The sequence below is a fragment of the Microcystis sp. BLCC-F210 genome (assembly GCF_042134685.1).
Taxonomy (GTDB): domain Bacteria; phylum Cyanobacteriota; class Cyanobacteriia; order Cyanobacteriales; family Microcystaceae; genus Microcystis; species Microcystis aeruginosa_D.
Genome location: NZ_CP169647.1, coordinates 4,581,029 through 4,605,120, shown reverse-complemented (window position 1 = coordinate 4,605,120; position 24,092 = coordinate 4,581,029). Strand labels below are relative to the sequence as shown.

Genomic DNA, 24,092 nt, shown 5'->3' with positions numbered 1-24,092 from the left:
AACACCTCTCTAATTGCGATGACAATAAATCGGGACTAATTAGTTAAAGAAATAGCTGGAAAATAAAATTCCCAGGACAGCAACTAGGAGTAAACCTAGGTAAAGAGAAGTACGATTTAACTCGACGGCTTGCCGATTCGGATTAGGTGTTCTTTCCATAATTGTTCTCCTAGCGTTGAATAAACTGCATTGCCGCAATTGCACCGATAAAGAAGACAGTGGGGACCGCTAAGGTATGAACTGCCAACCAGCGAACGGTGAAAATGGGGTAAGAAATGGGTTGATTGGGATTACCACTAGCCATGTTTTTATCCTTAATTAAAGTAAACTACTGATTAAACTGCTCGATTTGATTTTTGGCCTCAAAGCGATCATTAATGATTGGTAATTCTTGACGCTCTTGAGTGTAATACTCATCGGGACGGGGAGTGCCAAAAACATCGTAAGCTAAACCGGTACTCACGAATAACCAACCTGCGATAAAGAGCATGGGGATGGTGATGCTATGGATAATCCAGTAACGAATACTGGTAACGATATCGCCAAAAGGACGTTCGCCGGTACTACCTGACATGGACGGTTCTCCTCGGAATGATAGGACTTGAAAAATTCAATCTCTATAATAGAGACTTTGTTGACCCTGACACAAGTTTTAGGCTGGTTCGCTCGGGGGATTATATTTCAGTAAAACCCCATTTTGTCCCAAGACAAAACCCTTGTCGGAATTGATAAAAACAATTCGATAGAGATTGGAGGGGACACTTTCCACCGCGCGATCTTTTTGCCAAGATTGGCCGTTGTCATCACTGACCAACAGATTGCCGCTACCACCAGCAACCCAAATTTCTTCGGGGGTGCGGTAGTTGAGGTCCAAAAGTCCCCAACTGGTGGAAAACTCTGGGAATACCTTATCTTCCCATGTATCGAGATCATTGGGGCTAGTAAATTGTAGTTGACCACCCCGGGCCAGGGCCCACAGTTCCCCATTTTCACCATAACCGACTTTTTGTAAGCGGCGGGAGGAAAGACGATTGTGGGGTTGCCATTCTGTTGACCCCGGTTCCCAAGTGGAATAAAAGTTCCCGCGTGCGGAAACGGCCACGTATTTACCATCATGGGAACGAACAATTGTCCGGGCCACACCCACAGCACCTTCCACTAAAGCTTGCCAAGTTTTGCCCCCGTCTTTGGTGCGGTAGATAGCACCTAAATCCGTGACCATTTCGGCGGTTTTGTCGTTCAGAGCGATAATTCCGTAGGGGGAACCGGGTAATTTTTCACTTAAGGGGATGCGGGACCAGCTGCTGCCCCCGTCTTCGCTATGGAGAAGAATCGAGGGTTTACCGACAATCCAACCCTCTTGGTTGTGGAAACTGACGGCACTAAAGCTAACTTTTTCGTCCCCAAGGTTGAGGACTTTTTGCTGCCAGCTTTCCCCCCCATCGCTGGTTTCAAAGAGGGTAGATTTGGTTCCCACTAACCAACCGTGCTGCAGGTCGTCGGTAAAGGCGATATCGGCAAAAGTGGAGTCAGTGTCGAGGGTGAGGATTTGCCAAGGACTATTGCTCAGGGATGGCACACTACTACAGCTAAAGCAGAAAAAAGCTACAGCTAGAACTATTACGAATTGTTTCAGTTTTCTCATCAATGGTTCAGATATTGGTCAAGGAATCGGGACGGATTAGGGTTTGTACCCGATGGGTTACAGGCTCATCAGAGCCGTTAGATTAAAGATAATGAGTGCTTGAGTCAGTTTAAACCATATAAACTAATAAAGAAAACAAATCCTAGTGCTAAAGCCCCGAAAATCAAAATATTTTTTTGCGCAGGAGTGAGACGGTTGACCCCAAAACCATAGCTAAGATTTTCTTGGAATCCCGAAGGAGCATCTTTAGCTCCAATGTTGATAAATTGGGAACGACGCACACCACACACGGGACAGCGCCACGTTTCTGGCAATTCCTCGAAGGGGGTTCCAGCGGGAGTGTTGGTTTTACTATCTCCCTTGCTGGGGTCGTAAACGTAGCCGCAGGAGCGACATTCGTAGTTAGCAGGGGCCTGGTCGGCTAGGGTTAGTTCTGGTGGGCGATCGCTCATGACTAAGATTAAAGAAATTTTCAACACTCTGTTACAAATTATCCTTGAAAATTGACCCCTCTCACGTCCAACCCCTAACAGAATAGCCAGTTTTTGGGTCTTAAAAAGATTAGTGAGACAGCATATCGGCTTAAAAAAAAGTAACCATAATCTATTATGCCTTAAATATCTATTAAAACTTGATTAAGTTGATATTTGAGTTATTTACCCTGATTTTGCTCCTCAAATTTATCTAATAAATTCCGGGTCAAGACGGTTCGACGGATTCGACAAGCGGTTCGGCACTTCGGTTGAGCGTTCGTGTTAGTGAGCTTGTCGAACTACTGAGTTTACACCCAAGTCTCACCGTCGAAGCCTGAGCTCGCCAAACGTCCGAAGTCTCACGGCCGAAGCTCCGACCTATATAAAACATTACTTCGACAGGCTCAATGTAAAAGCTCAGTGTTAACTAAAATCTTAACAATCTGTTCTGTATAAATTAGTACAAAAATAAGTTGTTTGAGACCAATAAACAATAATCATCTTAGAAATGAAAGCTTTACTTAAGCCTAGTCAGTGTTCTGCACAAAGCAAGACATAGTTTTAGAGAATGTCTTTGTCCTTGTTCTCTCCTTTTGTTAGGTATTCCTTCAAAAACCTTCAGAATAGCTATTTCAGATATTTATTCTCTTTGTTTTTATTTTACTTCAATATTCTATCATCTAGAATGAAATAGCCCAGTTTTTCGATCGAGTTGATTATAAGTATGATATTATTTAATTACTCATTTAATCAACAGTGATGAATAGGCAACAAAAGCGAGTTTTATCCCTATTTTCTGGCTGCGGGGGAATGGACTTAGGATTAGAGGGAGGTTTTTGGGTACACCAAGACTGTGTTAATGAAAATATTCATCGAGATTGGATAGTAGAAAGACGGGAACCATGGCTAAAACTACTGCGTACTTCTTTTGAAACTGTCTTTGCTAATGATATAACTAAAGCTGCCCATAATGCTTGGATTCCCTACTTTGAAAAAAGGGGTAAAACAAATGGATTTCACTTGGGGAGTATTGTAGATTTAGTCAAACAAGCAGAAAAAGGCGAGTTTCAGTTTCCCAGTAATATCGATGTAGTAACGGGAGGTTTTCCCTGTCAAGATTTTAGTGTTTCAGGAAAAAGAAAGGGGTTTAATTCTCACAAAAGTCACAGGGGGAGACTCCTAGACAAAAGTGAAGATAGTTTTCAGGACAATCGCGGGAAACTCTATTATTGGATGAAAAGAGTTATTGAATTAACCTTACCTAAAGTTTTTATTGCTGAAAATGTCAAAGGTTTAATCTCTTTGGCCAATGTTAAAGATATAATTGAAGATGATTTTAGTGCCATTGGTAAAGATGGATATATAGTTATCCCTAAACTTCTCTTTGCTCCCGATTACGGAATTCCCCAAACTAGGGAAAGAATTATCTTTATCGGTTTAAATAAAACCTATTTAAAAGCGACAGCGATAGGACATCTAGAAAATCATGATATTTTTCCGCATCCAACCCATGAAGTTATTAAGCATCAATTAAATCTGTTTGATTCAATATATCTTCTTAAAACTTACAGTACAGTGGGCCAAATATTATCAGGTTTAGCAGAACCGGAAGATGAGTTATTTGACCTCTCACAAAAAAGCTATTCAAAAGCTAAACATTATGGTAAAACTCAGGGACAAATCGAGGTTAATTTACAGGGTTTAGGTCCGACTATTCGTTCGGAACATCACGGCAATATTGAATTTAGGAGATTATCTTTAGAATTAGGGGGAAAGATAGTTAATGAGTTAGAAGCAGGGTTAAAAATGAGACGTTTAACTGTGCGGGAATGTGCGAGAATACAAACCTTTCCCGATGATTTTGAATTTGTGCGTCCACAAAACAAGGGAGATGAAAAATATTCACTTTCGGCTACGGATGGTTACAAACTAATTGGTAATGCTGTCCCACCCTTGCTTGCTTACCACATTGCTAGACATCTAGAACATCAATGGGATTATTTGTTTGAAGATATTTATTCAGTCAGCAAAAATTTATGTGTAGCATTGCCTTAATAATTGGGTGCATCTCATTTTTATAAATCTACTAAGTTGGGGTTTTTAAAGGGAACCTCTCTTTGAAAATTGGGCGTTACTTTCGATTTTATGACTCAATCCAAGCTTGTGGGGGGTTCTACCCCCCAAACCCCGGAGCGCATTTGCTTTTCGGTGAGATGCTTACACGCAGTTGTTAATATACTTGTACCAATTTAAGATTCACCAATAATTGCTGATTGTCGCTATTTCTGCAAATGTGAGATGCAACCTTAATAATTTCTGCTAATAATGTTTCTATACTTGCCATGGTTTACTAATCCTAAATTGAGAAAACAAATTATAATCTTTTTAGATGAACGTAGGTTGGGTTGAAGTATGAAACCCAACGCCCGCTCATGTTACGCTACCGCTAACCCATCCTACAAATAATTGTGCCTCCCTACTTAATTGGGCATCAACTCCTCAAAATCACAACTTGACACCTCACTCTTAAGATAACTGCTATAACCTGAGTTCGGAATCAGGGAAAAGGGCAAAATTTCCCTAACCCGAACTAACCTTGATTACAAAACCTTATGGGTGTGAGAATGTTGTTTGACGTTATCCTCCGTCCGCACCACATGAACAGCATTTAAGATGCGTTTTTTCTCTAGGGAAAAGTTTAAATCGTCTTTTTGGCTGCCCAAGGGGATTAACCCTTGTAGGTGGGGTTGATTTTTATAGGTGCGAGTGGCCGCAATCGCCCTTTCGACAAAATTCTCGCATAATTGGGCATTATCAGGAAAATTACTGGGTATTTGAGGATTATCGTCCTGAAATACCTCTCCTAAACTCATAGCGCGGGCAAATTCGTAGGAAGTGGGAATCCCTTTGACAATTGCCTCTAGGGCTGCCGAGGGAATCGGTTCTAACACCGCCACTTTTTCTAATTCTCCCTCCCTTCGACCAAGCTCAGGGTAAGCCTGTTTGAGAAAACAAATCGCTAAACCGAATACACAATAATCATCTTTTGTCAAGTCAGAAATGTTTAAGAATTGTGTCGCTGTGGCCATTATTTTAATCCTGAGTTGCTCTTTCTTTAATCTTGCGGGCGATGAGCGATCGAATCAAGGTTTTTATTAAGAGATATGAAGGAGAAAAATTTAGCAGGGTTGGGCCGCGCTAACGCACCCCAATACGGAAAAAACTGATAGCTGTTAGACTAGAAACCAGCAGATTAACTGATAAACGAGCTTTATGTCACCCACTCTACTCATCTCCAAAGAACTCCCCACCCTGAAATATAATCCTAGTCTGGAGCGCTTTGATAGCTCTTGGGCGGCTCCCTTGTCCACTCTCCTGGGACTGGGACGGGCTGCCGGGGCAACTTTTATCGAATTTTTCTTGGAAAGAGTCAACTATATCAGTTGTTTAGCCGAAGATGACAGCATCACCAGTCTCTCACCGAAACTATCTACAGGGGCAGGAATCCGCCTTTTTCGCGGTAAAGCTGATTGTTATGTCAGTACCAACGATTTAAGCTTCCAAGGCTTAAAAAATGCCCTAGAAAAAGGTTTATCGATTCTCGGTTTAAACCTACCCAGTCCTAACGCATATATTCCCGAAATCAATCTGGAAATGTTCCGGGATTATGCCACGGTCAAAAATAAAGATATTTGGCTGAATAATTGCAGTTATTTGCGAGAAATGGGTGATATTCTCCTAACTGCTAACGTTTACCTCAATCAGAAAGCCTCTCACGTCCAATCTCGTCGCGCCGCTTATTTTCGCGATTGGCAAGAAATTTTAGTTGCCGCTAGTGACGGCACTTTTGCCCGGGATATTCGCCTCACCCAATCCGTGGGCTATAATCTCCTCTGTGCCGATGGAACTAATCGTTCTAGCATTGGTAAACGGGTAGGTAGTACCAGTAATCCCGATTTTCTGCGGACTTGGAATGCCGAGGAATCGGCGGCAGAAGTGGCCGAATCGGCGGGTAAAATGCTTTACGCTGACTATGTAGAATCCGGCAGTTATCCCATCGTCATGGCCAATGAATTTGGCGGTGTTATCTTCCACGAAGCTTGTGGTCATTTGCTAGAAACTACGCAAATCGAACAAAAAACCACGCCCTTTCTCGATAAAAAAGGCGAAAAAATCGCCCACGAAAACCTGACAGCTTGGGACGAAGGATTATCCGATAAAGCTTTCGGTACTATCGATATGGACGATGAGGGAATGCCGGCCCAGCGTACTCTCCTCATTGAAAATGGTATCCTAAAAAACTTCATTGCCGATCGCACCGGTTCAATTAAAACCGGCCATCCGCGCACAGGCAGCGGTCGCCGCCAAAACTACACCTATGCGGCCGCTAGTCGGATGCGGAATACCTACATCGCCCCCGGAGAATATACCCTCGATAATCTCTTTAATTCCATCGATAAAGGCATTTATTGCAAAAAAATGGGCGGTGGTAGTGTGGGGGCGACCGGTGAATTTAATTTCGCTGTCGAGGAAGCTTATCTTATCGAAAACGGCAACCTGACTAAACCCCTAAAAGGTGCGACTTTAATCGGTTCAGCTAAGGAGATTATGAATAAAATCTCTATGTGTTCCCAAGATTTAGGACTAGCGGCGGGTTTTTGCGGTTCCGTCAGTGGTAGCGTTTATGTCACCGTTGGTCAACCCCATTTAAAAGTCGATTCTATTACCGTTGGCGGTCGTTAATCATGGCTTTAGTAATTCTCTACTATTTCCTCATCGCCATCATGATAGTGGGGATAATTGGCGAACTGCTGCCCGCTATCCCCGGCATGAGTTTGATTTTAATCGCCATGGTGGTGTGGGGTTTTGTCACCAAATTCGCGGGGATGGGGGTCGCTTTAACCGTGGCCTTTGTTATCCTTCTCCTCAGTCTGGGGGTGGAATTCCTCGCTAGTTATCTCGGCGCCCAAAAAGTTGGGGCGAGCAATTGGAGTCAAATCGGGCTAGTAGTGGGTTTATTAGCGGGAATATTCGGGCTTTTACCCGCTTTACCCATTGGCGGCCCAATTATCGGCCTATTTGTCGGTCCTGTGGTGGGGGCTTTTTTGGGAGAATACGCCTATCGTCGCGATTTGGAATTAACCCCCCGTTTGCAACAATCCCTAAAAGTCTGTGTCGGTATCGTCGTCGGTACGGTTATCGGTCACGTTGCCAAAGCTATGCTGGCCACGGCCGCCGTTATCGTCTTTATTGTCACCACTTGGCCCAATCTCTCTTCAGTTATCAGTTATCAGTTATCAGTTTTCAGCTATCAGATTTGAGTTGTCAGAACGTAGGTTGGGCTTCGGCCGTGAGCTTTTGCCGAACGGTTGAAGCATGAAACCCAACGCCCGCATGGTTTACGGTACCGTTAACCCATCCTACAAATAATTGTGCCTCCCTACTTATCTAGCTTACGACTGACCGCTATCAGTTATCAGATTTGAGTTTTCAGTGGACACTGTTAAGTGGCAAGTTCTGAGCTTTCTTTTCACTGATTACTGATTACTGATAACTGAAAAATCCTCCAACACCAAAAAAAATCTATGCAAAAAGTTGAAGATATCGCCCAACTCGCTAATTCTAGCGCCCAAGCTTTAGGAATTGCTAAATACGACATCTATGGTTCCTCTGTGGATGAAACCGATGTGGATGTGTTTCAAGGGGAACCGAAACAGGTACAAGCTTCCAATCGTTCCAGCGTTATCGTTCGCGTCTGGAATCAGGATAATCAAGTCGGTATCACCTCGACCACCGATGTGGACCCGGTGGGACTGCAATTAGCCCTAAAAACCGCCCAAGAAGCCAGCTTTTTTGGGGTTAAGGAAAATGTCCCCGATTTTAGTCCCGCTGCCACCGCACCTACCACAGAAGTGGCCAGCGAAATGTCTAATCAAGCACCTGTATCGACTCTCATCGATAAGTTATTGGCCGCCGAAAAATCCTTACTAGCAGCCCATCCAGCTATTGCCAGTGTTCCCTATAACGGTTTGGGACAACAGCAGGTCAGACGTTTTTATCTCAATAGCGACGGGGCAATGCGTCAGGAAGCGCGTAGTTATGCCAGCGTGTATTTATACACCAAAACCGAACAGGAAGGCAAAAAACCCCGCAGTGCCGGTGCTTTTCGGGTGAGTCCGGGCCTGGAAAAATTAGATATCGATGGTTGCATCGAGGAAGCGATTAGCAAAACTGTTAGCCATCTGGACTATCAACCGATTACCACGGGTAAGTATTTGGTGGTTTTTGCCCCCCGGGCCTTTTTGAGTATAATCGGAGCATTTTCTAATCTGTTTAATGCCCAAAATATCCTTGATAAACAGAGTCTTTCTACTCCTGAATCTTTGGGAACACAAATCGCTGCCACTGCCTTAAATTTGTGCGATGATGCCCTCCATCTGGCTAATGTTTCCGCAGAAACTTTTGATAGTGAAGGCACTCCCACCCGTCGTGTGGAATTAATTAAAGAGGGGATTTTGAGTAATTTTCTCCATAGCACGATTACCGCTAAACGGATGAATACGGAACCGACTGGCAACGGCAACATTGGGGCAAAAGTAATGGTTAGTCCCCATTTTTATCACGTTTTTGCTAGTGCTAATCAACCCAAAAGCTATTCTTTGGAAACAGTAGAAAATGTGGTTTTAATTGATAGTTTACGGGCGCTTCATGCAGGAGTTAATTCTCTACAAGGTTCCTTCTCTTTGCCCTTTGATGGTTGGTTAGTGAACAAAAATGAGCGCATTAGCATCGATTCCGCTACCGTAGCTGGAGATATTTTAACACTACTCAAATCGATTGTTTATCTGGAACCGGAAGCGGTTATTACTCCCAGTGGTGTTTGTCCCTACGTTTGGGTAGAGGGTTTATCAATCACAGGAGAAGCTTAACACTATACCGAACCAAAAATAGGGGGTATTAACCAGGGTAATACCCCCGCAAGATGGATGTTAATTTTATAGTCGTGGGTCAGCTCTGTAGTTTAGACTAAAGGAAAAACCGAAGCAGAAAAAAAGGCAAGAATGAAGCCAAATAGAGAGAAAATAAAAGATGTAAGTGAATTTATCTTCTCTCTATGAGCAAATATAACAGATATAGCAGATTTCGCCAAGATACATACCAAAAGTTAGGTAATGCTAAAGATGCAACCTTTGACGTAATGGATAGCATCATGACCACCAGAAATGCCTATTGCATAGGAGATTTTTCACTGTCGCCCTTTTTTAGAAGAAAATGGCATAGTACATACGAAGCGGTGCAAGATTGTCGTCCCGACCGCAATCAGCTAATGAAAAGATATGTTCAGGAAATACCAGAATTAGAGTATATCTTGTTAGCAATCGATCATAAAGCATGGGAATTGAGGGATGCTAAAACGATGAAAGATAGAGGCTATCAACATAGCGCGGCATCAAAAAATGGAACAGTATTAGGATAAGACTATAGCACCATTGTCTGGCTACCCGAAGGAGAAAAAAGTTGGGCATTACCATTAAGGCATGAAAGAATCACATCGTTTGAAACACCGATATCCAAAGCCAAAGGGCAACTCCAAGAAGTATGTCAACAAATGGAACAAAAAGTCTTGGTAGTATTAGATTGTGAATATGGCAACAGTTCATGGGTAAATCAAACAGCAGATATTGAAGGGAGTAAACTGATGAGAATCCGCTCAAATGGTTGTTTATATGGCGAACCAGAAGCTTATGGGGGTAAAGGAAGACCGAAAAAACATGGTAAGCAATTCAAAATCAATGACCAAGCAACATGGTGGCAAGCGGAGGAAATAGTGGAAATCAACGACCCTAAACTGGGACTAATTCGAGTGAGCCAATGGAAACAATTACATTTTAAAACAGCTTCTAAGCAGACATTAAGTCTAATTAAAGTGGAACGATTAAATCCTCAAAAAACCGACAAGCTCCATCGCCCCTTATGGTTAATTTGGGTGGGAGAAGCATTTGTGCCTTTAGAAAAAGTGTGGTCACAATATGCACGCCGTTTTGGAGTTGACCATTGGTATCGCTTTGCGCTCGCAAAGATTACACTGGAATTTACCATCTTTGAGTACAGCTGTTCAATGTGACAGATGGAGTGATTTAATGCCGTTGATGACTGGGCAACTTTGGTTAGCCAAAGATTTAGTAACAGATTATCATCTTCCCTGGCAAAAACCACAAACAAATTTAACTCCTGAAAGAGTGGCACAATCCCTATTTTCACTTTTAGTGGAGATTAATTCACCTGCCCAACCACCCAAAACCAGAGGAAAGTCTCCTGGCTGGCAAAAAGGTCGCAAACGAAGTAAAAGAAATACCTATCCTACTGTAAAAAAACGATATTCTCCCCCTAAAAAATCGCAAAAGAAAGCATCCTAACTCTACTTTGTACTTCAAGATTTTTGATTTCAGCTATTTTCATAAAGCTGGATTATTTATAGATGGAGATTCTGAGGCCTTTAATTCATCAGCTACAGCTTCAGGAATGACCACAAGCTTATACAGTTCTTGTAGGATCATAATTTGGTCAATTAAGAGGGGGTAGCAAATCGGAGAAGTATCAGAGACAACTATCATTTCGCTCTGAGTTCTTTGAGAGTTTGTAAATCGCGTTCTAGTTCAGTTTCATCATAATTCAGATAGACTGCCATCCGCTTGAAAAAGGCATGAGTTTCTAACCGAGAAGGTAATTGAAGGATGCGTCCAACTTCGGCCGTACTCAAGATACCGGCACGGTAAGCATCAGCAATAACCATTTCTAGCAGTTTATGAGCCAAATTATCCCCTGTTTGACCTAATCTCTGGGCGATTTCGTCGGGAATATCAACAGTGATTTGCATAAAATTATGGGAGCCGCTACCAGTTAGTTCTATCATAGGTGAAATAGATGGCTCTTCCGGTTTTTGTGTGGAAGGAAGAAGAATAGGGATAATTTGGTTGCATCTCAATTTGGTCGAAATATCTATAGGACATTTTGGGCGCACACAGTTCGATAAACTCACTGACCACAGTGCGGCCCTACCATTGGCGTAATAATATTATTGTAGGGGCGAATTGCATTCGCCCTCAGGGTTTGGGGCAAAAAGTTTTTTGTGGGGGCGGGGTGTGGGGTAGGGTCGTTTCATTCCCTCAAATGTCATTCTCTCCAATCCAACAGAGTTTTTAGATTTATTCAGCAAGCTCTATCTAGCCGGTCTGAGATTAACCCCAACACGGCACGGATGAGAATATTGGCATCCAGAACGATTCTTTTCGTCATAGCAGAAAGCCTAATGCTCGCCTTCCCGGAGTTGACGGAATTCGCGAACGAGCGCATCTTCAGAAAGTCCCTGTTCGCGTAAAAGCGCATCCAACCTCTCGGCGGCGCGTTTTAACCCGTCGATCTCCGCTTCCGATGGCTCCGGTCGTGCCGGTAAGAAATAACCCACCGTCTGACCCTGGCAAGTGACGGCGATGGGAGTAGTAGAACTTAAATATTTGGCGAGATGATCCCGGAATTCTCCCATTCCGATTTTTTCTAGCATAGACTATTGCTTTTCGCGCTTGTGTACCGTTGTGTAGATAGTTTTAGCAGAAAAATCTGTAGGCCGGGTGCAACCCAAAAGCCAGCTTCTTGGAGACGTTCAACGGTAGCGATTACCTTTGATATTAAAAACCGTGAAATTACCAACAGCTTCCGCTTAAGAATACAAGGTACTAATAATTTTTGATCATTAATTCTCTACCGGATGCCGCCGCTCCTTGTTTATAATTATTCATGCCATACTGAAGATTCCACTCGATAATATGGGCAAAATCAAAGAGTTTTCGTATCTCTGGACAATCATCGTAGGTAATTAACCATTTAGCCTGACATTGACGCATATTATCGGCAAAACGTTGATGATCGAAGCTGGTATGTAGATTTCCTCTTACGCCGTACAAACGGGATTTTGTGGCACTATAGTAGGGGGGATCAAGAAAGATAAAAACTTCTTTTCCCTCAGCAAATAATAATTCTTCGTAGTCTTGGTTAGTAATTTTTACCGATGCTAATAACGGCGCAATTTGAGTTAATCTGGCCATTGATGAATCAGTAAATCTACTGGTAAAAGCTGCTTGAGAATAACCCCCCGAATCGACTGTTCCCGAAAAAGTAATCCGATTTAAGATAAAAAAACGCACTGCTTTCTCAAAGTCGGTTAACTTTAAATCTTCCCTTGTCAAATCTTGAAATAATTCTCGTCCGCTATCATATTTCTGTTTAATTTCTGTTATTTTTGCTACCAATAACTCAATATTTTCTTGAGCGCATTGCCAGAAACAATACAAATCATAATTTAAGTCATTAATCCAATAGGTTTTTATTTGCTGTCCAAAGAGTTGCTTAACAGCAAAAAACACAGAACCACCACCAAAAAAAGGTTCTCGATATTCTCTAATATTCACAGGAATTTGCGGCAGAATTTGCTTAATTGCCCGGGATTTCCCCCCCGGATAACGCAAGGGACTTTTAATTTTTGACATTTTATACTAAATCCGTTTATTAAAGACTGATTATTTATTCCCCCTTTTGCCCCTTGCATGAGTGCCTGTCCTGATATGTATGTTCAGAACCTTGAGTTGGATTGAGGTCGGCTAACCAGACTGCACCCCGTTTCAGAGGATTAGTCATCATTGGTCTTCTTGATGGAGTATTACTGCATAGTCATTCATACCTTCTTCAGCAAAGGCGCGATCTTGATCAGCAAACTCCGCAAACAGATCGGCCAGTTGCATGGGATCGAGAACAGCCCGATGACGCTGACTGCGAAACTTTAAGAAGGCAATAAAATCAGCCACTTGCTGAAGCTGATTATCAGTCAGTCGATCCAAGTCTTGCTTAAGAGCTTCAGCGCTTACTGGCATAGGAAGAAAAAACATTCCGACTTCCCCATTATAAGGGATCCTGGCCAACAGCCGTCTTCAACAAACCCCCATGAGTCCCTGAGCGCGTAGCGGGGTAGGGAGGACGTTCAGACGTTCGGACCTTATCAGTTAAGTACCTAAGCAAAATTAATTACACATATCTAACCACCTCTTGCCTCCTGCCTCTTGCCTTTTGCCTATCTTGACTAGGAAATTAATTTTGCACGACTACTTACTACTGTCTGATTCACCCGCGCTGCTAGACCCATTACCACCTGAAGTCGCCACTATTATTGAAGTTGCAGTGATACTAATTGTCTGCCACTCGCTGCTTGTCTTTTCTGCCAATCAGCAAATAGGGCCTTGAAATCATAATTAAAAGATTTGGCTTGTTCTTCTCGTATTCTGTGTAATTCTTCAAGAATTTCATCTTCCCACATAAATTTACTCTCCCATCAATTCATATTAGTCCTCGTGATTCTCCCCCGACTTCTACTTACTTTGTCTAGCTTGACTAACTTTTAACCATGCAAAGATTTGTTGTGGCGTCAGTGTCAACTCAACCCCTGCAATTACCTTAAGCTGGTGATCCCCTCTGCAAACTTGCGGCTCTTGTTGGGGAGTAAACATTAAAACAGAATAATCATCTGGATCAAGCATCCATCCTAATTTACTGCCATGTTTTAAACAATGTAGAATGTTGTCAATTACACGGTTTACCTTTTGATCCGGTGAAAAAATTTCGATAGTCCAATCAGGTGCTTCCCTAAAGTCGTCCTCCGGTTCACCTGCTTGATTGAGGTTAATTCGATTCCATGCAATTACCGCCACATCAGGAACGATCGAACGCCCGCCGAAGGTACATCGCAACTCAGGTAAGGCTGTATAATCAGTAGTGTAGCTGTCAACCTCAGCTAAAAGACGTTTTTGCAGGATAGAGTGTCGAGTCTTAGGCATGGGTTTCTGAATTGCGACTCCATGCAAGTATTCCCATGCTGGAGAATCCTCCAAATATGGCAATTTGAGGAAATCTTCAAGGGTGAGACTCTCAGTCAAGGAAGTCGTCATCGGTTCAAGCAAAGGTTTTTTTTGTGACTTCATTATAAATGAAGTTTATCTGGGTTGCTTACCGACGATTCAGGCATATTTGAGGAGAATTGGCCATCTCAATCAAATGGGTCGATTTCTTAACTATTCTGACTGACTGGTATCACTGGAAATGCCCACAGAGATCACAAAATTGGCCAATTGTCAATAGCTTTTCAGATGCTCTCACCTTGTTTATGGCGCTTCCCACTCTTTCTTTTCTAGTTCTTTAGCAAAGTGATTAAATATTAACCCAACTTCTTCCAATCCTAACCCTTCTTCTCGACTTATTTCTTCGATACTAGAATTTTTTACTCTCTCATAAATCATCGATTCATAGCGGATTGTATGATGCTGTCTTAATCTCATAAAACTCAATCTTTCGCTAATATACTTTTGGCACTTTTGACAATGAAACTGGCGGCGTGGCACTTCTAAATATACTGGACTGCCTAATATTGATAAATCTCTGACTAGATTGTACTCTGTCTGATTGATTCTGTCCAAGACTTGATGGCAATTCGGACATTCAATTGTTTCATTTAAAAGAGCAAGCTTTAGGAAAATTGTCTGATCAATTTTTTGATAATTGACCACTGTTACATTTGGTAAATCGAGGAGTTGATCAAAATTTATCCACATAACTCACCTCTGGTTCTGTATTGCCATTATACCATGCTCACACAGAACTTAGAAGAGCCAAATTTTCCTGTAGTAGTTATGCAAAGATCTTGCCCATAATCTACGGTGTTTTTGGAGAAGATGTTGGTGAAGAGTTTGTCGGAACAGGAGAGCTTTGTAAAGGTGAGGTTGTCTTTAAAGAGTCGATTTTTGAGACAAAAGTATAATAGGATATAACATTTGTTCCTATAATAGTTGTCAATGCCAAAAATAAAGTAATCATATTATTCCTAAAATAACTTTCAACAGATCCCTCGATCTTTGATACCTGTTGGCTTAGTTTGTTAAAATCATCTTTAGAAACCAAAGGGCTTGTTGAATTTGACAACTCCCTTCTAATAACTTCTAAGCTTGGCAGCTCTTTTACTTTGTCATTAATTCTATCTAAATCTAACTCCCGAATTCTCGAAATAGATGTCTCTAGCAGTCCTAGAGATTTGCCTTGATTGTCAAATTTTTCCGCAAAAATTTGAAACCTCTCCTTGAGATTTTCGTCAATACCACTAGAATATTGTTTGAAACGATCTGTTTCTTTCTTAAACTCATCTAGTTGTTTCTCAATAGATCTAACAGAGCCATTCGCTTCGCTAATGAGTCTTTCATATCTTTCGGTAGCAGCTTTCCACAAAGCAGACTGAGTTTCTAGCTGACCGGCCGTATAAGTCAGGTTAGTCTCCACACTCTGAAGTTTTTCCGTGACGGCCTGCATAGCTCCTCGCAAGCTTTCTAATAGTTGAATTCGCTCTTCTTCTGTCGGCTTAGTTGTCATGTCTTTGCGGTCACAATCATAATTGTATTAAAATTTTCTCATTATAGCACATTTATAGGTCAAGTTAGCTGTCGATATTTCCCTTTAACTGACCCGAAACCAGAACTAGGCGCATCACTACTCATTAGACTGACTGGAATCTGCCTAATATCTCGTCTAGGGTGGTTAGACCGACAAAGCACATCCAAGACCCCTTGAGCGTGATTAGGAGTTACCCCTTGACAATCAAGACAGTCGCTATAAAGTTAGCGATCGCACTAGATTTAAAATTGCTATCTTAGTTGTTTATTTTGAATTCGTTGCATTACACTCTGCAATTCGATATGTGTTTGCAATTCCTCCTATTTTTCCATGAGATCCTAATATTGGTAAATGGCCATATGGAGCATTCAGAGAAAAGTTAGGATCTTTTCCTTTTTTCCATCCCACTGCACTGCGAAACCTATGGTAAGCCTCTGAATTCTCATCAGTTAAATAGGGTTTGCCGCCTTCACTTTTCCATATTTTTTGCTGAGTATCAAAGCCAAATCTGCCTTGACTTGCTTTTGACCACAAATCTTCAATAATCAACAAATCTTTGCAAGGAAATTCTTTCATAGTTTTTGTATCTATAAATCCTTCTCCTTCTCTATTGACCGTTTGCAACATTAGTCTTAGAGTCTCTCTATTAGCGTCCTCCCACCTATTTTCTTTAAGTAGTTTACGAAGACATGAATAATAAGCGTCTCTGTTTGACGAAAATCCCTCCATAGGTTTACAAGTTACAAAGTGGCGATCATAGAAAAAATAGACAAAACCCATAATTGTAGCCAAAGCTGATAGAAAAGCTACAATTTCGATAGTAGTATGAATACCTAACTTTTTCCCAGACATACAGTCTCTCAGCTAGTCAATTTGATTGAGTCGGGTGCAATGATTGGTTATACCTCGATCTGCTTGCATCATGGCTTAGAACACTTCGTGACCGCTCCCGCTTATCGATTCTTAACCTTTGCGATCATCGATAATTTCTCGGAACTCAGCAACGAAGCTAACCATTTTTGCTCGTCTAATCCCTTCGAGAAATAGACAAACTTAATGGGTATATCGCTATCGATCTAACGGTTGAACTCACCCGCCTTGTCAAAGTCTAGCAGAAAGTCGGGTGCAGTAATATGTCAGACAGTCGGCAGCCGGTCATAGGCTTCTGGCTCAACATCGGGAACTTTTGTTAAGATTGTCTGATACTTTTCTCGACTCCCCCTTTTGGCCCTTTCTATTAGGTAATTTTCTGTCATCAACGCTGAAAGTTTCTCAGCGATCGCAGTAGAGATAAATTGATCGATCGAAATTCCATCACGAGCCGCTAGATCATCTAAACTTTTCTGTAATGAGTCGGGAATTTGAACTTGGATGGTACTCATGGTAACTTACCTATTAATCGGAAACCTGAAGGCTCAAAGCGTGGGTTTCATTTTTAACCTAGCCACCTTTACTCGATCGATAAATTACGATCAAACCAATTAGATTAACCATCTACTTAACCGTTGGTTTGGGGAATTTGGAGGGAGAGGGAAAATATTCTACTCGTTCATTTTTAAGTGCTTGTGCCATAAAATCGCGCCAAATGGGAGCGGCAAAACCGCCACCGGTGATACCTTTACCTAAAGTGCGGTTTCGGTCATCTCCAATCCACACTGCGGTGGCTAATTGGGGAACATAACCGACAAACCAGACATTTTTCTCGTTATCGGTGGTACCGGTTTTTCCCGCTGCCGGACGACCGATTTGGGCCGAGGTGGCTGTTCCTCCTTGAATAACTCCCTGTAGGACAGAATTGAGGGAAGCGGTGGCCCAAGGGTCTAAAACTAGCTTCGGTTTGGGTGTATTATCGAGCATGACGTTACCACGGCTATCAGTAACACGCATGATAAAGGTAGGCTCGGAATGCCAGCCATTACTGGCAAAAGTAGCGTAGGCCCCCGCCATTTCCAGAGGGGTAACATCCACGGAACCCAAAGGTAAAGAGGTGACGGCAATTAAAGGACTCTCGAAACCCAGCAGACGACAGACTTCAATGACTTTATTTATCCCGACACGACGACCAAGAATAACTGCGGGAATATTCAGAGACTGCATCAGAGCGCTACGCAGGGAAACCGGACCAGAAAAGCCGCCACCGTAGTTTTTTGGGCTATAGAAGCCGCCGGCCTCGCGAAAACGGATGGGAGCATCATTAACCACGGTTTCGGGGGTAAAACGACCACTAGCGAAGGCAGTATAGTAAACGAAAGGTTTAAAAGCTGACCCCGGTTGACGACGGGATTGAATAGCGCGGTTTAATTGACTTTTATTGTAATCAACGCCACCGACGAGCGCCTTGACGAAATGGGTGCGGGGATCCACCGCAACTAGAGAAATTTGTAGGTCTTTGGTGCGAATACCGCGACCACGCAAGCTATTATAGGCCCGTTGGATGGTGGACTCGGCCATATTTTGAAAGTCGAGATCTATCGTGGTTTGAATCCGCATTCCCCCTTTAGTTAGGGTTTCTTTGCCAAATTCTTGCCGCAATTCTGCCACCACTGCATCGGTAACGTAGGGTAATTTACTTTCTTGCCAAGCGGTGGGTTTACCCAGTTTCAGCGGTTCCTTTAAAGCGGCCTCTTCCTGTGCGGGGGTAATCCAACCCAAAGTACGCATCCGACTGAGAACCAGTGCCTGTCTTTCCTTGGCGGTTTTATAATTATTAAAAGGACTATAAACTTCCGGCGCTTGGATTAATCCGGCCATCATCGCCGATTCTGCTAAATTTAACTGGGCAGCGGGTTTATTAAAATAACTTTTAGCGGCGGTTTGCACTCCGTAATTATTATGACCCCAATAGATATTATTGAGGTACATTTCCAGAATGTCATTTTTGCTAAAAACCTGTTCCACTCGTACTGCCAGGACTGCCTCGGCTAATTTACGGCTAACGGTGCGCTGATGGGAAAGAAAGATATTTTTGACTAACTGCATGGTGATAGTAGATGCACCTTCCACCACACCGCCACTTTTCCAGTTAGCCACTACTGCTCGACCGATACTATTAGGATTAATACCACGATGGTGATAAAAATGGCTATCTTCGATCGCCATCACTGCGCGTTTCAGATTGGGAGAAATTTGATCGAGTTCCACCACTTCCCGATTCGCTTCTCCGTGTAAGCTGGTCAGGAGTCTGCCTTTAACATCGTAGATATAACTGGTTTCTGTGGGAACGTAACCGCGTAAAATCCTCACATCTGGTAGATTGCGGTAACTAATCGCTAATCCTACCACAGCCCCCGTCACCACGGCCGTGGATACCATCAACAGGCCCAGAGCGGTTCCCCCTGCAACTCTAGAGACTCCCTGAAGAAAGCTATCGGGGGAACTACTGGACTGCTGCTCTTTATCTTGATTGCCGAGGGTACTGGTGGACACGATGGTTACAATTTCCTTTTTCCAAGAGGGGACTAATCGATCGAACTGGCTTGAAAGTCTATTCTAAAGGTTTTGTTAAAAAATCGAATACTAGCTTACAGCAATTATGGCCGATCTGGCTCTAGTTCGATCGGCCACGGCAGGGGGATTAGGAGCAGCGTAGTTAGATATCAGGGACAAAACAGGGTATCGCGGGTATTTCTGCCAGTTATGGGGTTAGTTCCCTTGGCTATCTCACAAAGATATTTTTCCACATCGGAGCGAATAATTGCATCGGTAAAATCGGCCCCGTCGATAATTGCACCTTTGATTAAAATATTAGTGGCGAAAGCTCCTTCGAGAACGGCATTGGTAAAGTTGGCTCTGGTTAAACGGGCTGATTCTAAATCCACGTTTCTCATGTTAGCATCGCTAAAGTCGGCACCCTCCAAGTTGGCCGAAAAAAAGCGCACTCCCTCTAGATTGGCATGACTGAAGTTACTACCGCGCAGATTAGAGTGATCGAAGGTGGAATCGCGCAAATCCTGCCCCGCAAAGTCGTTATCGGTCAAATTACGGTTATTATAACTTAGGGCTTGGGCCGGGGCCAAGGAGAATAATAATACTAATATACTAGCAAACAAGGTTAGTAGAGTTTTACGAGAAAATTGCGCCATATTGCCACCTGATCAATCAACCCTTTCTATAATAAACCGTACTGCCGCGTCGAGATGGAATTAAGTGGTCGTGCAAAATAAATTTTCTACTGAAGATAGGCAATAGGCAATAGGCAATAGGCAATAGGTAGTTAGATATGTGTAATTAATTGTGTCTAGCTACTTATCAAATCGGTTTTTATTGTTTGTCCCTGCTCCAATACTCCCAATTCTCTCATACTTTTTTAAAATGATTATTTGGCTAATTTTTCTAGTTTTTTCTTAGCTTTCTGAAGTTTTAAGGCTAAATTACCATGATGTTCGGGATAGTAAACGTGCAAAAATTCGATAAAATCCTCGATGGTACAAGGTTGATGAAATCCCCCTAAATTACCGTGGAATTCTTGGTGAATTTCTTCTTTAATAGTCACTAAATTCAGATCTAATGTCGCTAGATGGGGATATTTCTGGACAGAGTAAAGATGATGGACAGCGAGATTAAATCTATTATTTCTATCCGGTTTTTGCCCTGTCACCTGACAAGTGTTTTTATCTCTAGTTTTAGCTCGTTTTTTAGCCTTTTCAATCTCGATTTTTTGTTTGGTATCGTCATCTAGATTTTCCTGAATTTCTTTAAAAGCAAGAGGAAACTCGATTTCAATCATTTTACACATTTCTTGGCGCGATTTATTCGTCAAAGTTTCACTCATGGATTTAGAAATGCGAACAACTCCACTTTCAGAGAACCAAAACTCTCTTTTTTCATCTTCATAAAAATCTACTCCTATTTTTAAAGGACGAACTTCTGTTTTAGTATTTCTGAATACCTTGGCAAGTTCTTCATCATCAACTTTCAAAGATGAAGATTCCTGTATTTTGAGATTATTGAATGTTTGATTTAGCTTGGCTCCATTAGTTTTTAAAATTCGCCGCAAACTCTGTTTATGAATCATAGCCACTCCTTGATAAACTTGAATTTCGCCAGAGTCAGTGAGTTCAGCAAAAATTAATTTTCGTGCCAGAGAGCGACGAATTTTTTGATCGTGTTTAGTAAAAAATTCTTTAAATCTGTATAAAATTCCTCGCTTTTCATGCTGATCAATATAGGAAGCAATTTTTAAAGCACCTTCAAAAGAAAACACTCTAACTTTATCTTTTTTGTTAACAAATTGATAATCGACACCTTCAACTAAATCCCAATCATCATTAGGATCAGCATCAAAAATATCAACAATTTGATCTAATTTTTCGAGAGTAATAGAAAACCATTGAGCTAATTCGGTATCCCGGATCATGAAAGTATTTGCTTTCTGAGGCATGGTTATTTTATCTCCGTGGTGATAGATTTATACATGACAGTTAAACAATCAAAAACTTCTGCGTCTCCTGTTTCTTGGTTATCAGGATGATAGATCTTAGAAAGACGATAATAGGCATTTTTAATGTCTTCCTTAGTGGCAGTTTTTGGATCAAGCTCGAAAACACGATAGGGATAAAAATATTTAAATATATTAATACCATTAATACAATGCTTACCTGTTTCCCCATCTTCTTCTGGTAAAATACCTACATACTCTCTGTAAATTTTTTCCCAACTTTCTCGCTGAGATAAATTGATATTATCAAAGGCTCTAGTAGCCATTTGAAACATACTCGATTTTTTTAATTCTGTGGTATTACTAACCTCAAAATAGGCATAAACTGCCTGTTTAAGTTGCGTTAGAGTTAAAGGTTTAACTTTTGGGACTGTGGTGGTGGCTACAGTTTTTGATTTAGTTAACGATGGTTTGGGAGACTTTTTACGGTGGTTTTGGATGACAAAATCGGCAAAATCTTCGAGAATACGACTTTCGATCGAGTATTGCTCACAGATATGACTAATCTGCTCTAAAATGAGCGAGTTAAGAGGATTAGTGGTCATAATTTCCCTAAGAAGCTGCAAAAAATATAGCCTTTCCTATCAAGATGAGGTGTAGGCTAATTTGGTATGAAAGACCGACGACTGACTCCCGAAAACTTCCTATCCTAGGATAATACCACAGCAGTGGCCACTTTGTCATGTGGTTAATGATAAAAAAAGTGACTGGAGTAAAATCGGTTAACTAGAAATGACGGGAAACGATTTTTTCGATGGTTGCTTGGGTATCCTGCAGCAGTTTCTCGCGACTATCGCTAGTATTAGTCAGACTGGGGACGAGATTACGAGCTTGTAAAGCCATGTGAAGTTGTAGTTGAGCTACATACTCGCGGATATCTTCACGGGTTTCCGATTGGTTAGGATGAAACATAGAGAAACTGGAAGGGTTGTCTAGCTGATGGTGTCTTGTTGATAACTCCCTTACAAGTTATCACGAGAGCTTGGGTTCCAGTCAAGGGTCGGCTCCAACTCTACACATTTCTCAACAAAACTGATAACAGTTATCTTAATGGTAATGCAAGGTTTTTGAAGCTCTCAATCCTCATAGTGTTAATATTTCGCTAATCTCATCCAATTGGAAAGGCAAAATTTGAGAAAAAAAGTACAAGTTAAGGAACGCGGAGCATTCGTTCTTCGATTTCTTGCCAAACGGTAGGGGAAATATTAACAGCCACTTTTTGGCAGTCGAGAATCAGGCGGCGATTAATATAAAAATAATGCTTGTCTATTTTGCGAATTTCTTGGATGGATAAATTCAGCAATTCAGGCGTTAAATTAAAAGCAGTATTCCACATTTTCAAGAATTGATCAGCAAATTCTCGACGTTCTTTTTTAGTTGCTTTATCATCAGGAATATTTTGTTTGAAAGCTTCTAAATCAGCGATTAATTGGCAAAAATTAACCTTAGAAACAATTCGATCCTGAGCCAATAAGTTAACTAACAGGACAAACTCATCAATGGCGTTGGCTTTGTCGTCTTTGCCTACGCTGAAGGGGCCGCTGATGGTGGTGGCGATAATGCCTTTGTTGAGGTAGGCTTTTTCTGCGCCGAAGATGTTGGCGATGTCGTTGGGGTAGGCTTTGCCTGCGCCGAAGATGCTGTTGGCACTTCATCCAAACCATCTAATAAAATTAGTAATTCCCCTTTTTCTAGTTTATTGCTAATATTTTTTTCCACATTGGGAAAACCACAGATTTTAAACTCCTCTTCAATTAATGCCTGAATATTAATCTCGTTTTCTTTAAAGTTTTTCAAATCCAGTAAAACAGGTGTTAGAGAATGCTGATAACTGTCTTTATTTCCCTTGAGAGCTTCTAGCCCAACTTTTCGCAAAAATGTAGATTTACCAATACCGGGATCACCAAGTACCATTAAATATTGTTCTTGATTCGCCAAAAGTAAACCATCTTTTTTACCATCATCCCTAAAGTTAAACCGTCGCTGCTTACTCTCACGATATTTATTTTCTAAATTTTCATCATAATAATCCCTGACTAAATTTCCCAAACATTTGACATTAACATAAATTGACTCCAAATCCATCGGATTAGACATTTTTAAAACCTTAATTATGCCGTGCCGATCCCAGTAACGTTGAGTATATTCCCGTAAAAAAAGATACTTTCCTTCTCTGATAAGCTGCCCGACATCTTTATTCAATAACTCATTTTTATTAATACCCTCCCACCCCGATTTAATCATTTGGCCAATAAAACTATTAGTCAATGCTGTTACAATAATCTTTGTTGTTTCAATTTCCATAACTTAACCCCTGTAAATCCTCTAAAGTTCAGTATAAGCCAGAAAGCGGGTTTCTCAACAAGTCAGAAAGTGGGTTTCTCATCATCAACCCAGAAACCCGCTTTCTCCGCTTTCTCATCATCAACTCAGAAAGCGGGTTTCTCAACAACTCAGAAAGCGGGTTTCTCCGCTTTCTCATTATCAACTCAGAAAGCGGGTTTCTCTTAGCTTAGAATAGTAAGCCAGAGAAAGCTGTTTTCTAGAGATTAAGATAAATATGCCCTATCGTCAGAATATCTTTCAAACAGGACAATACTACCATATCTATAATCGCAGCAATAACCGTCAAGATATCTTCTTTGAGCGAGAAAATTATCTTTTTTTTTCTGCGATTGGTGCGTAAATATCTGGTAGAAACGCTAGATGTTATTGCCTATTGCTTGATGCCCAACCACTATCACCTGCTAATACGGCTGAAAAAAGCCGAGCTTTCTGCGGCAATGCAAGCCTTTTCCCTGTCTTATACCAAAGCGATGAATCGGCGATATGGGCGAGTTGGCTCATTGTTTCAAGGGCGGTTTCAGGCAATTCTAGTAAATGACACAGAGTATTTGTTGAATTTGTCGAGGTATATTCACTGTAATCCAGTTAAAGCGGGTTTGGTGAGTCAGCCACAGGAATGGGAATTCTCCAGTTATCAGTTGTCATACTAAATCCGTTGAGTAACGCACAGAAAACGGGTTTCTCCGAGAAACCCGTTTTCTATTAATGC

At 41.6% G+C, this 24,092-nt stretch carries 26 protein-coding genes and 3 pseudogenes; 7 read left to right on the top strand and 22 right to left on the bottom strand.

Annotated elements, in window-relative coordinates:
* Nucleotides 1-39: 39 nt before the first annotated feature.
* The 5 genes from ACE3JL_RS22435 to ACE3JL_RS22415 all read right to left on the bottom strand — a co-directional run bounded on the left by ACE3JL_RS22435 (nt 40) and on the right by ACE3JL_RS22415 (nt 2,097).
* Nucleotides 40-159: a photosystem II reaction center protein L gene (locus ACE3JL_RS22435; RefSeq protein WP_002735805.1), complete on the bottom strand. Its 120-nt coding sequence runs from the start codon at nt 157-159 to the stop codon at nt 40-42.
* 10 nt (nt 160-169) lie between these two features.
* A complete protein-coding gene (psbF, locus tag ACE3JL_RS22430; RefSeq protein ID WP_002736175.1) occupies nt 170-304 on the bottom strand; it encodes a cytochrome b559 subunit beta in 135 nt (44 codons plus the stop codon).
* Nucleotides 305-328: 24 nt separating this feature from the next.
* A complete protein-coding gene (gene psbE, locus ACE3JL_RS22425) occupies nt 329-574 on the bottom strand; it encodes a cytochrome b559 subunit alpha (RefSeq protein WP_002749269.1) in 246 nt (81 codons plus the stop codon).
* A 78-nt stretch (nt 575-652) separates the two neighbouring features.
* Nucleotides 653-1,645, bottom strand: a complete 993-nt coding sequence (locus tag ACE3JL_RS22420; RefSeq protein ID WP_271988602.1) for a photosynthesis system II assembly factor Ycf48 — start codon at nt 1,643-1,645, stop codon at nt 653-655.
* Between the two features lie 104 nt (nt 1,646-1,749).
* On the bottom strand, nt 1,750-2,097 hold the full coding sequence (locus ACE3JL_RS22415) for a rubredoxin (protein WP_002757647.1): 348 nt from the start codon (nt 2,095-2,097) through the stop codon (nt 1,750-1,752).
* 780 nt (nt 2,098-2,877) lie between these two features.
* On the opposite strand from ACE3JL_RS22415, the gene ACE3JL_RS22410 reads away from it, so the two are divergent.
* Nucleotides 2,878-4,173 (top strand): DNA cytosine methyltransferase, encoded by a 1,296-nt coding sequence (locus tag ACE3JL_RS22410; protein ID WP_375328434.1) that lies wholly within the window; start codon nt 2,878-2,880, stop codon nt 4,171-4,173.
* A gap of 545 nt (nt 4,174-4,718) precedes the next feature.
* Here ACE3JL_RS22410 and ACE3JL_RS22405 read toward each other — a convergent pair.
* Nucleotides 4,719-5,207: a hypothetical protein gene (locus ACE3JL_RS22405; protein WP_375328433.1), complete on the bottom strand. Its 489-nt coding sequence runs from the start codon at nt 5,205-5,207 to the stop codon at nt 4,719-4,721.
* A 184-nt stretch (nt 5,208-5,391) separates the two neighbouring features.
* Here ACE3JL_RS22405 and ACE3JL_RS22400 point away from each other — a divergent pair, with 184 nt between their 5' ends.
* The 4 genes and pseudogenes from ACE3JL_RS22400 to ACE3JL_RS22385 all read left to right on the top strand — a co-directional run bounded on the left by ACE3JL_RS22400 (nt 5,392) and on the right by ACE3JL_RS22385 (nt 10,535).
* Entirely contained in the window at nt 5,392-6,861 is a 1,470-nt protein-coding gene (locus ACE3JL_RS22400; RefSeq protein ID WP_375328432.1) for a TldD/PmbA family protein, read from the top strand.
* A gap of 2 nt (nt 6,862-6,863) precedes the next feature.
* Nucleotides 6,864-7,439, top strand: coding sequence for a DUF456 domain-containing protein (locus ACE3JL_RS22395; RefSeq protein WP_375328431.1), 576 nt, complete (start codon nt 6,864-6,866; stop codon nt 7,437-7,439).
* Nucleotides 7,440-7,703: 264 nt separating this feature from the next.
* Complete coding sequence (locus ACE3JL_RS22390; protein WP_375328430.1) at nt 7,704-9,047, top strand: TldD/PmbA family protein; 1,344 nt, start codon at nt 7,704-7,706, stop codon at nt 9,045-9,047.
* Between the two features lie 185 nt (nt 9,048-9,232).
* A pseudogene (locus ACE3JL_RS22385) lies at nt 9,233-10,535 on the top strand (NF041680 family putative transposase).
* Between the two features lie 194 nt (nt 10,536-10,729).
* On the opposite strand, the gene ACE3JL_RS22380 reads toward ACE3JL_RS22385, so the two are convergent.
* The 16 genes and pseudogenes from ACE3JL_RS22380 to ACE3JL_RS22305 form a co-directional block, all read right to left on the bottom strand.
* On the bottom strand, nt 10,730-11,032 hold the full coding sequence (locus ACE3JL_RS22380) for a UPF0175 family protein (RefSeq protein ID WP_375328429.1): 303 nt from the start codon (nt 11,030-11,032) through the stop codon (nt 10,730-10,732).
* A gap of 393 nt (nt 11,033-11,425) precedes the next feature.
* Nucleotides 11,426-11,680: a type II toxin-antitoxin system Phd/YefM family antitoxin gene (locus ACE3JL_RS22375; protein ID WP_271988162.1), complete on the bottom strand. Its 255-nt coding sequence runs from the start codon at nt 11,678-11,680 to the stop codon at nt 11,426-11,428.
* A gap of 172 nt (nt 11,681-11,852) precedes the next feature.
* Nucleotides 11,853-12,662, bottom strand: a complete 810-nt coding sequence (locus ACE3JL_RS22370; RefSeq protein WP_271988161.1) for a DNA adenine methylase — start codon at nt 12,660-12,662, stop codon at nt 11,853-11,855.
* A 147-nt stretch (nt 12,663-12,809) separates the two neighbouring features.
* Nucleotides 12,810-13,043: a hypothetical protein gene (locus ACE3JL_RS22365; protein WP_223210331.1), complete on the bottom strand. Its 234-nt coding sequence runs from the start codon at nt 13,041-13,043 to the stop codon at nt 12,810-12,812.
* A 290-nt stretch (nt 13,044-13,333) separates the two neighbouring features.
* Nucleotides 13,334-13,483: a hypothetical protein gene (locus ACE3JL_RS22360; protein WP_002787242.1), complete on the bottom strand. Its 150-nt coding sequence runs from the start codon at nt 13,481-13,483 to the stop codon at nt 13,334-13,336.
* 52 nt (nt 13,484-13,535) lie between these two features.
* Nucleotides 13,536-14,111, bottom strand: a complete 576-nt coding sequence (locus tag ACE3JL_RS22355; protein WP_271988164.1) for a Uma2 family endonuclease — start codon at nt 14,109-14,111, stop codon at nt 13,536-13,538.
* A 216-nt stretch (nt 14,112-14,327) separates the two neighbouring features.
* Nucleotides 14,328-14,771, bottom strand: a pseudogene (locus ACE3JL_RS22350) (transposase family protein); the annotation flags it as partial.
* 100 nt (nt 14,772-14,871) lie between these two features.
* Nucleotides 14,872-15,579, bottom strand: coding sequence for a hypothetical protein (locus ACE3JL_RS22345; protein ID WP_271988160.1), 708 nt, complete (start codon nt 15,577-15,579; stop codon nt 14,872-14,874).
* Nucleotides 15,580-15,864: 285 nt separating this feature from the next.
* Nucleotides 15,865-16,452, bottom strand: coding sequence for a GUN4 domain-containing protein (locus ACE3JL_RS22340; protein WP_375328428.1), 588 nt, complete (start codon nt 16,450-16,452; stop codon nt 15,865-15,867).
* A gap of 284 nt (nt 16,453-16,736) precedes the next feature.
* Nucleotides 16,737-16,982, bottom strand: coding sequence for a toxin-antitoxin system HicB family antitoxin (locus ACE3JL_RS22335; RefSeq protein WP_271988158.1), 246 nt, complete (start codon nt 16,980-16,982; stop codon nt 16,737-16,739).
* A 112-nt stretch (nt 16,983-17,094) separates the two neighbouring features.
* Nucleotides 17,095-19,026 (bottom strand): transglycosylase domain-containing protein, encoded by a 1,932-nt coding sequence (locus ACE3JL_RS22330; protein WP_375328427.1) that lies wholly within the window; start codon nt 19,024-19,026, stop codon nt 17,095-17,097.
* Nucleotides 19,027-19,196: 170 nt separating this feature from the next.
* A complete protein-coding gene (locus tag ACE3JL_RS22325) occupies nt 19,197-19,682 on the bottom strand; it encodes a pentapeptide repeat-containing protein (protein ID WP_271988156.1) in 486 nt (161 codons plus the stop codon).
* 233 nt (nt 19,683-19,915) lie between these two features.
* On the bottom strand, nt 19,916-20,980 hold the full coding sequence (locus ACE3JL_RS22320) for a hypothetical protein (RefSeq protein ID WP_375328426.1): 1,065 nt from the start codon (nt 20,978-20,980) through the stop codon (nt 19,916-19,918).
* 2 nt (nt 20,981-20,982) lie between these two features.
* The gene (locus ACE3JL_RS22315) at nt 20,983-21,582 is read right to left on the bottom strand and encodes a J domain-containing protein (protein WP_271988153.1); all 600 of its coding nucleotides are present in this window, start codon (nt 21,580-21,582) and stop codon (nt 20,983-20,985) included.
* A gap of 181 nt (nt 21,583-21,763) precedes the next feature.
* Entirely contained in the window at nt 21,764-21,949 is a 186-nt protein-coding gene (locus ACE3JL_RS22310; RefSeq protein ID WP_002759041.1) for a hypothetical protein, read from the bottom strand.
* Between the two features lie 238 nt (nt 21,950-22,187).
* Nucleotides 22,188-23,341, bottom strand: a pseudogene (locus ACE3JL_RS22305) (NACHT domain-containing protein).
* 256 nt (nt 23,342-23,597) lie between these two features.
* On the opposite strand from ACE3JL_RS22305, the gene ACE3JL_RS22300 reads away from it, so the two are divergent.
* Together ACE3JL_RS22300 and ACE3JL_RS22295 are read left to right on the top strand one after the other, a co-directional pair.
* Nucleotides 23,598-23,723, top strand: coding sequence for a hypothetical protein (locus ACE3JL_RS22300; protein WP_271990142.1), 126 nt, complete (start codon nt 23,598-23,600; stop codon nt 23,721-23,723).
* A gap of 40 nt (nt 23,724-23,763) precedes the next feature.
* A complete protein-coding gene (locus tag ACE3JL_RS22295) occupies nt 23,764-24,033 on the top strand; it encodes a transposase (RefSeq protein ID WP_375329648.1) in 270 nt (89 codons plus the stop codon).
* The last annotated feature ends 59 nt before the right edge of the window (nt 24,034-24,092 follow it).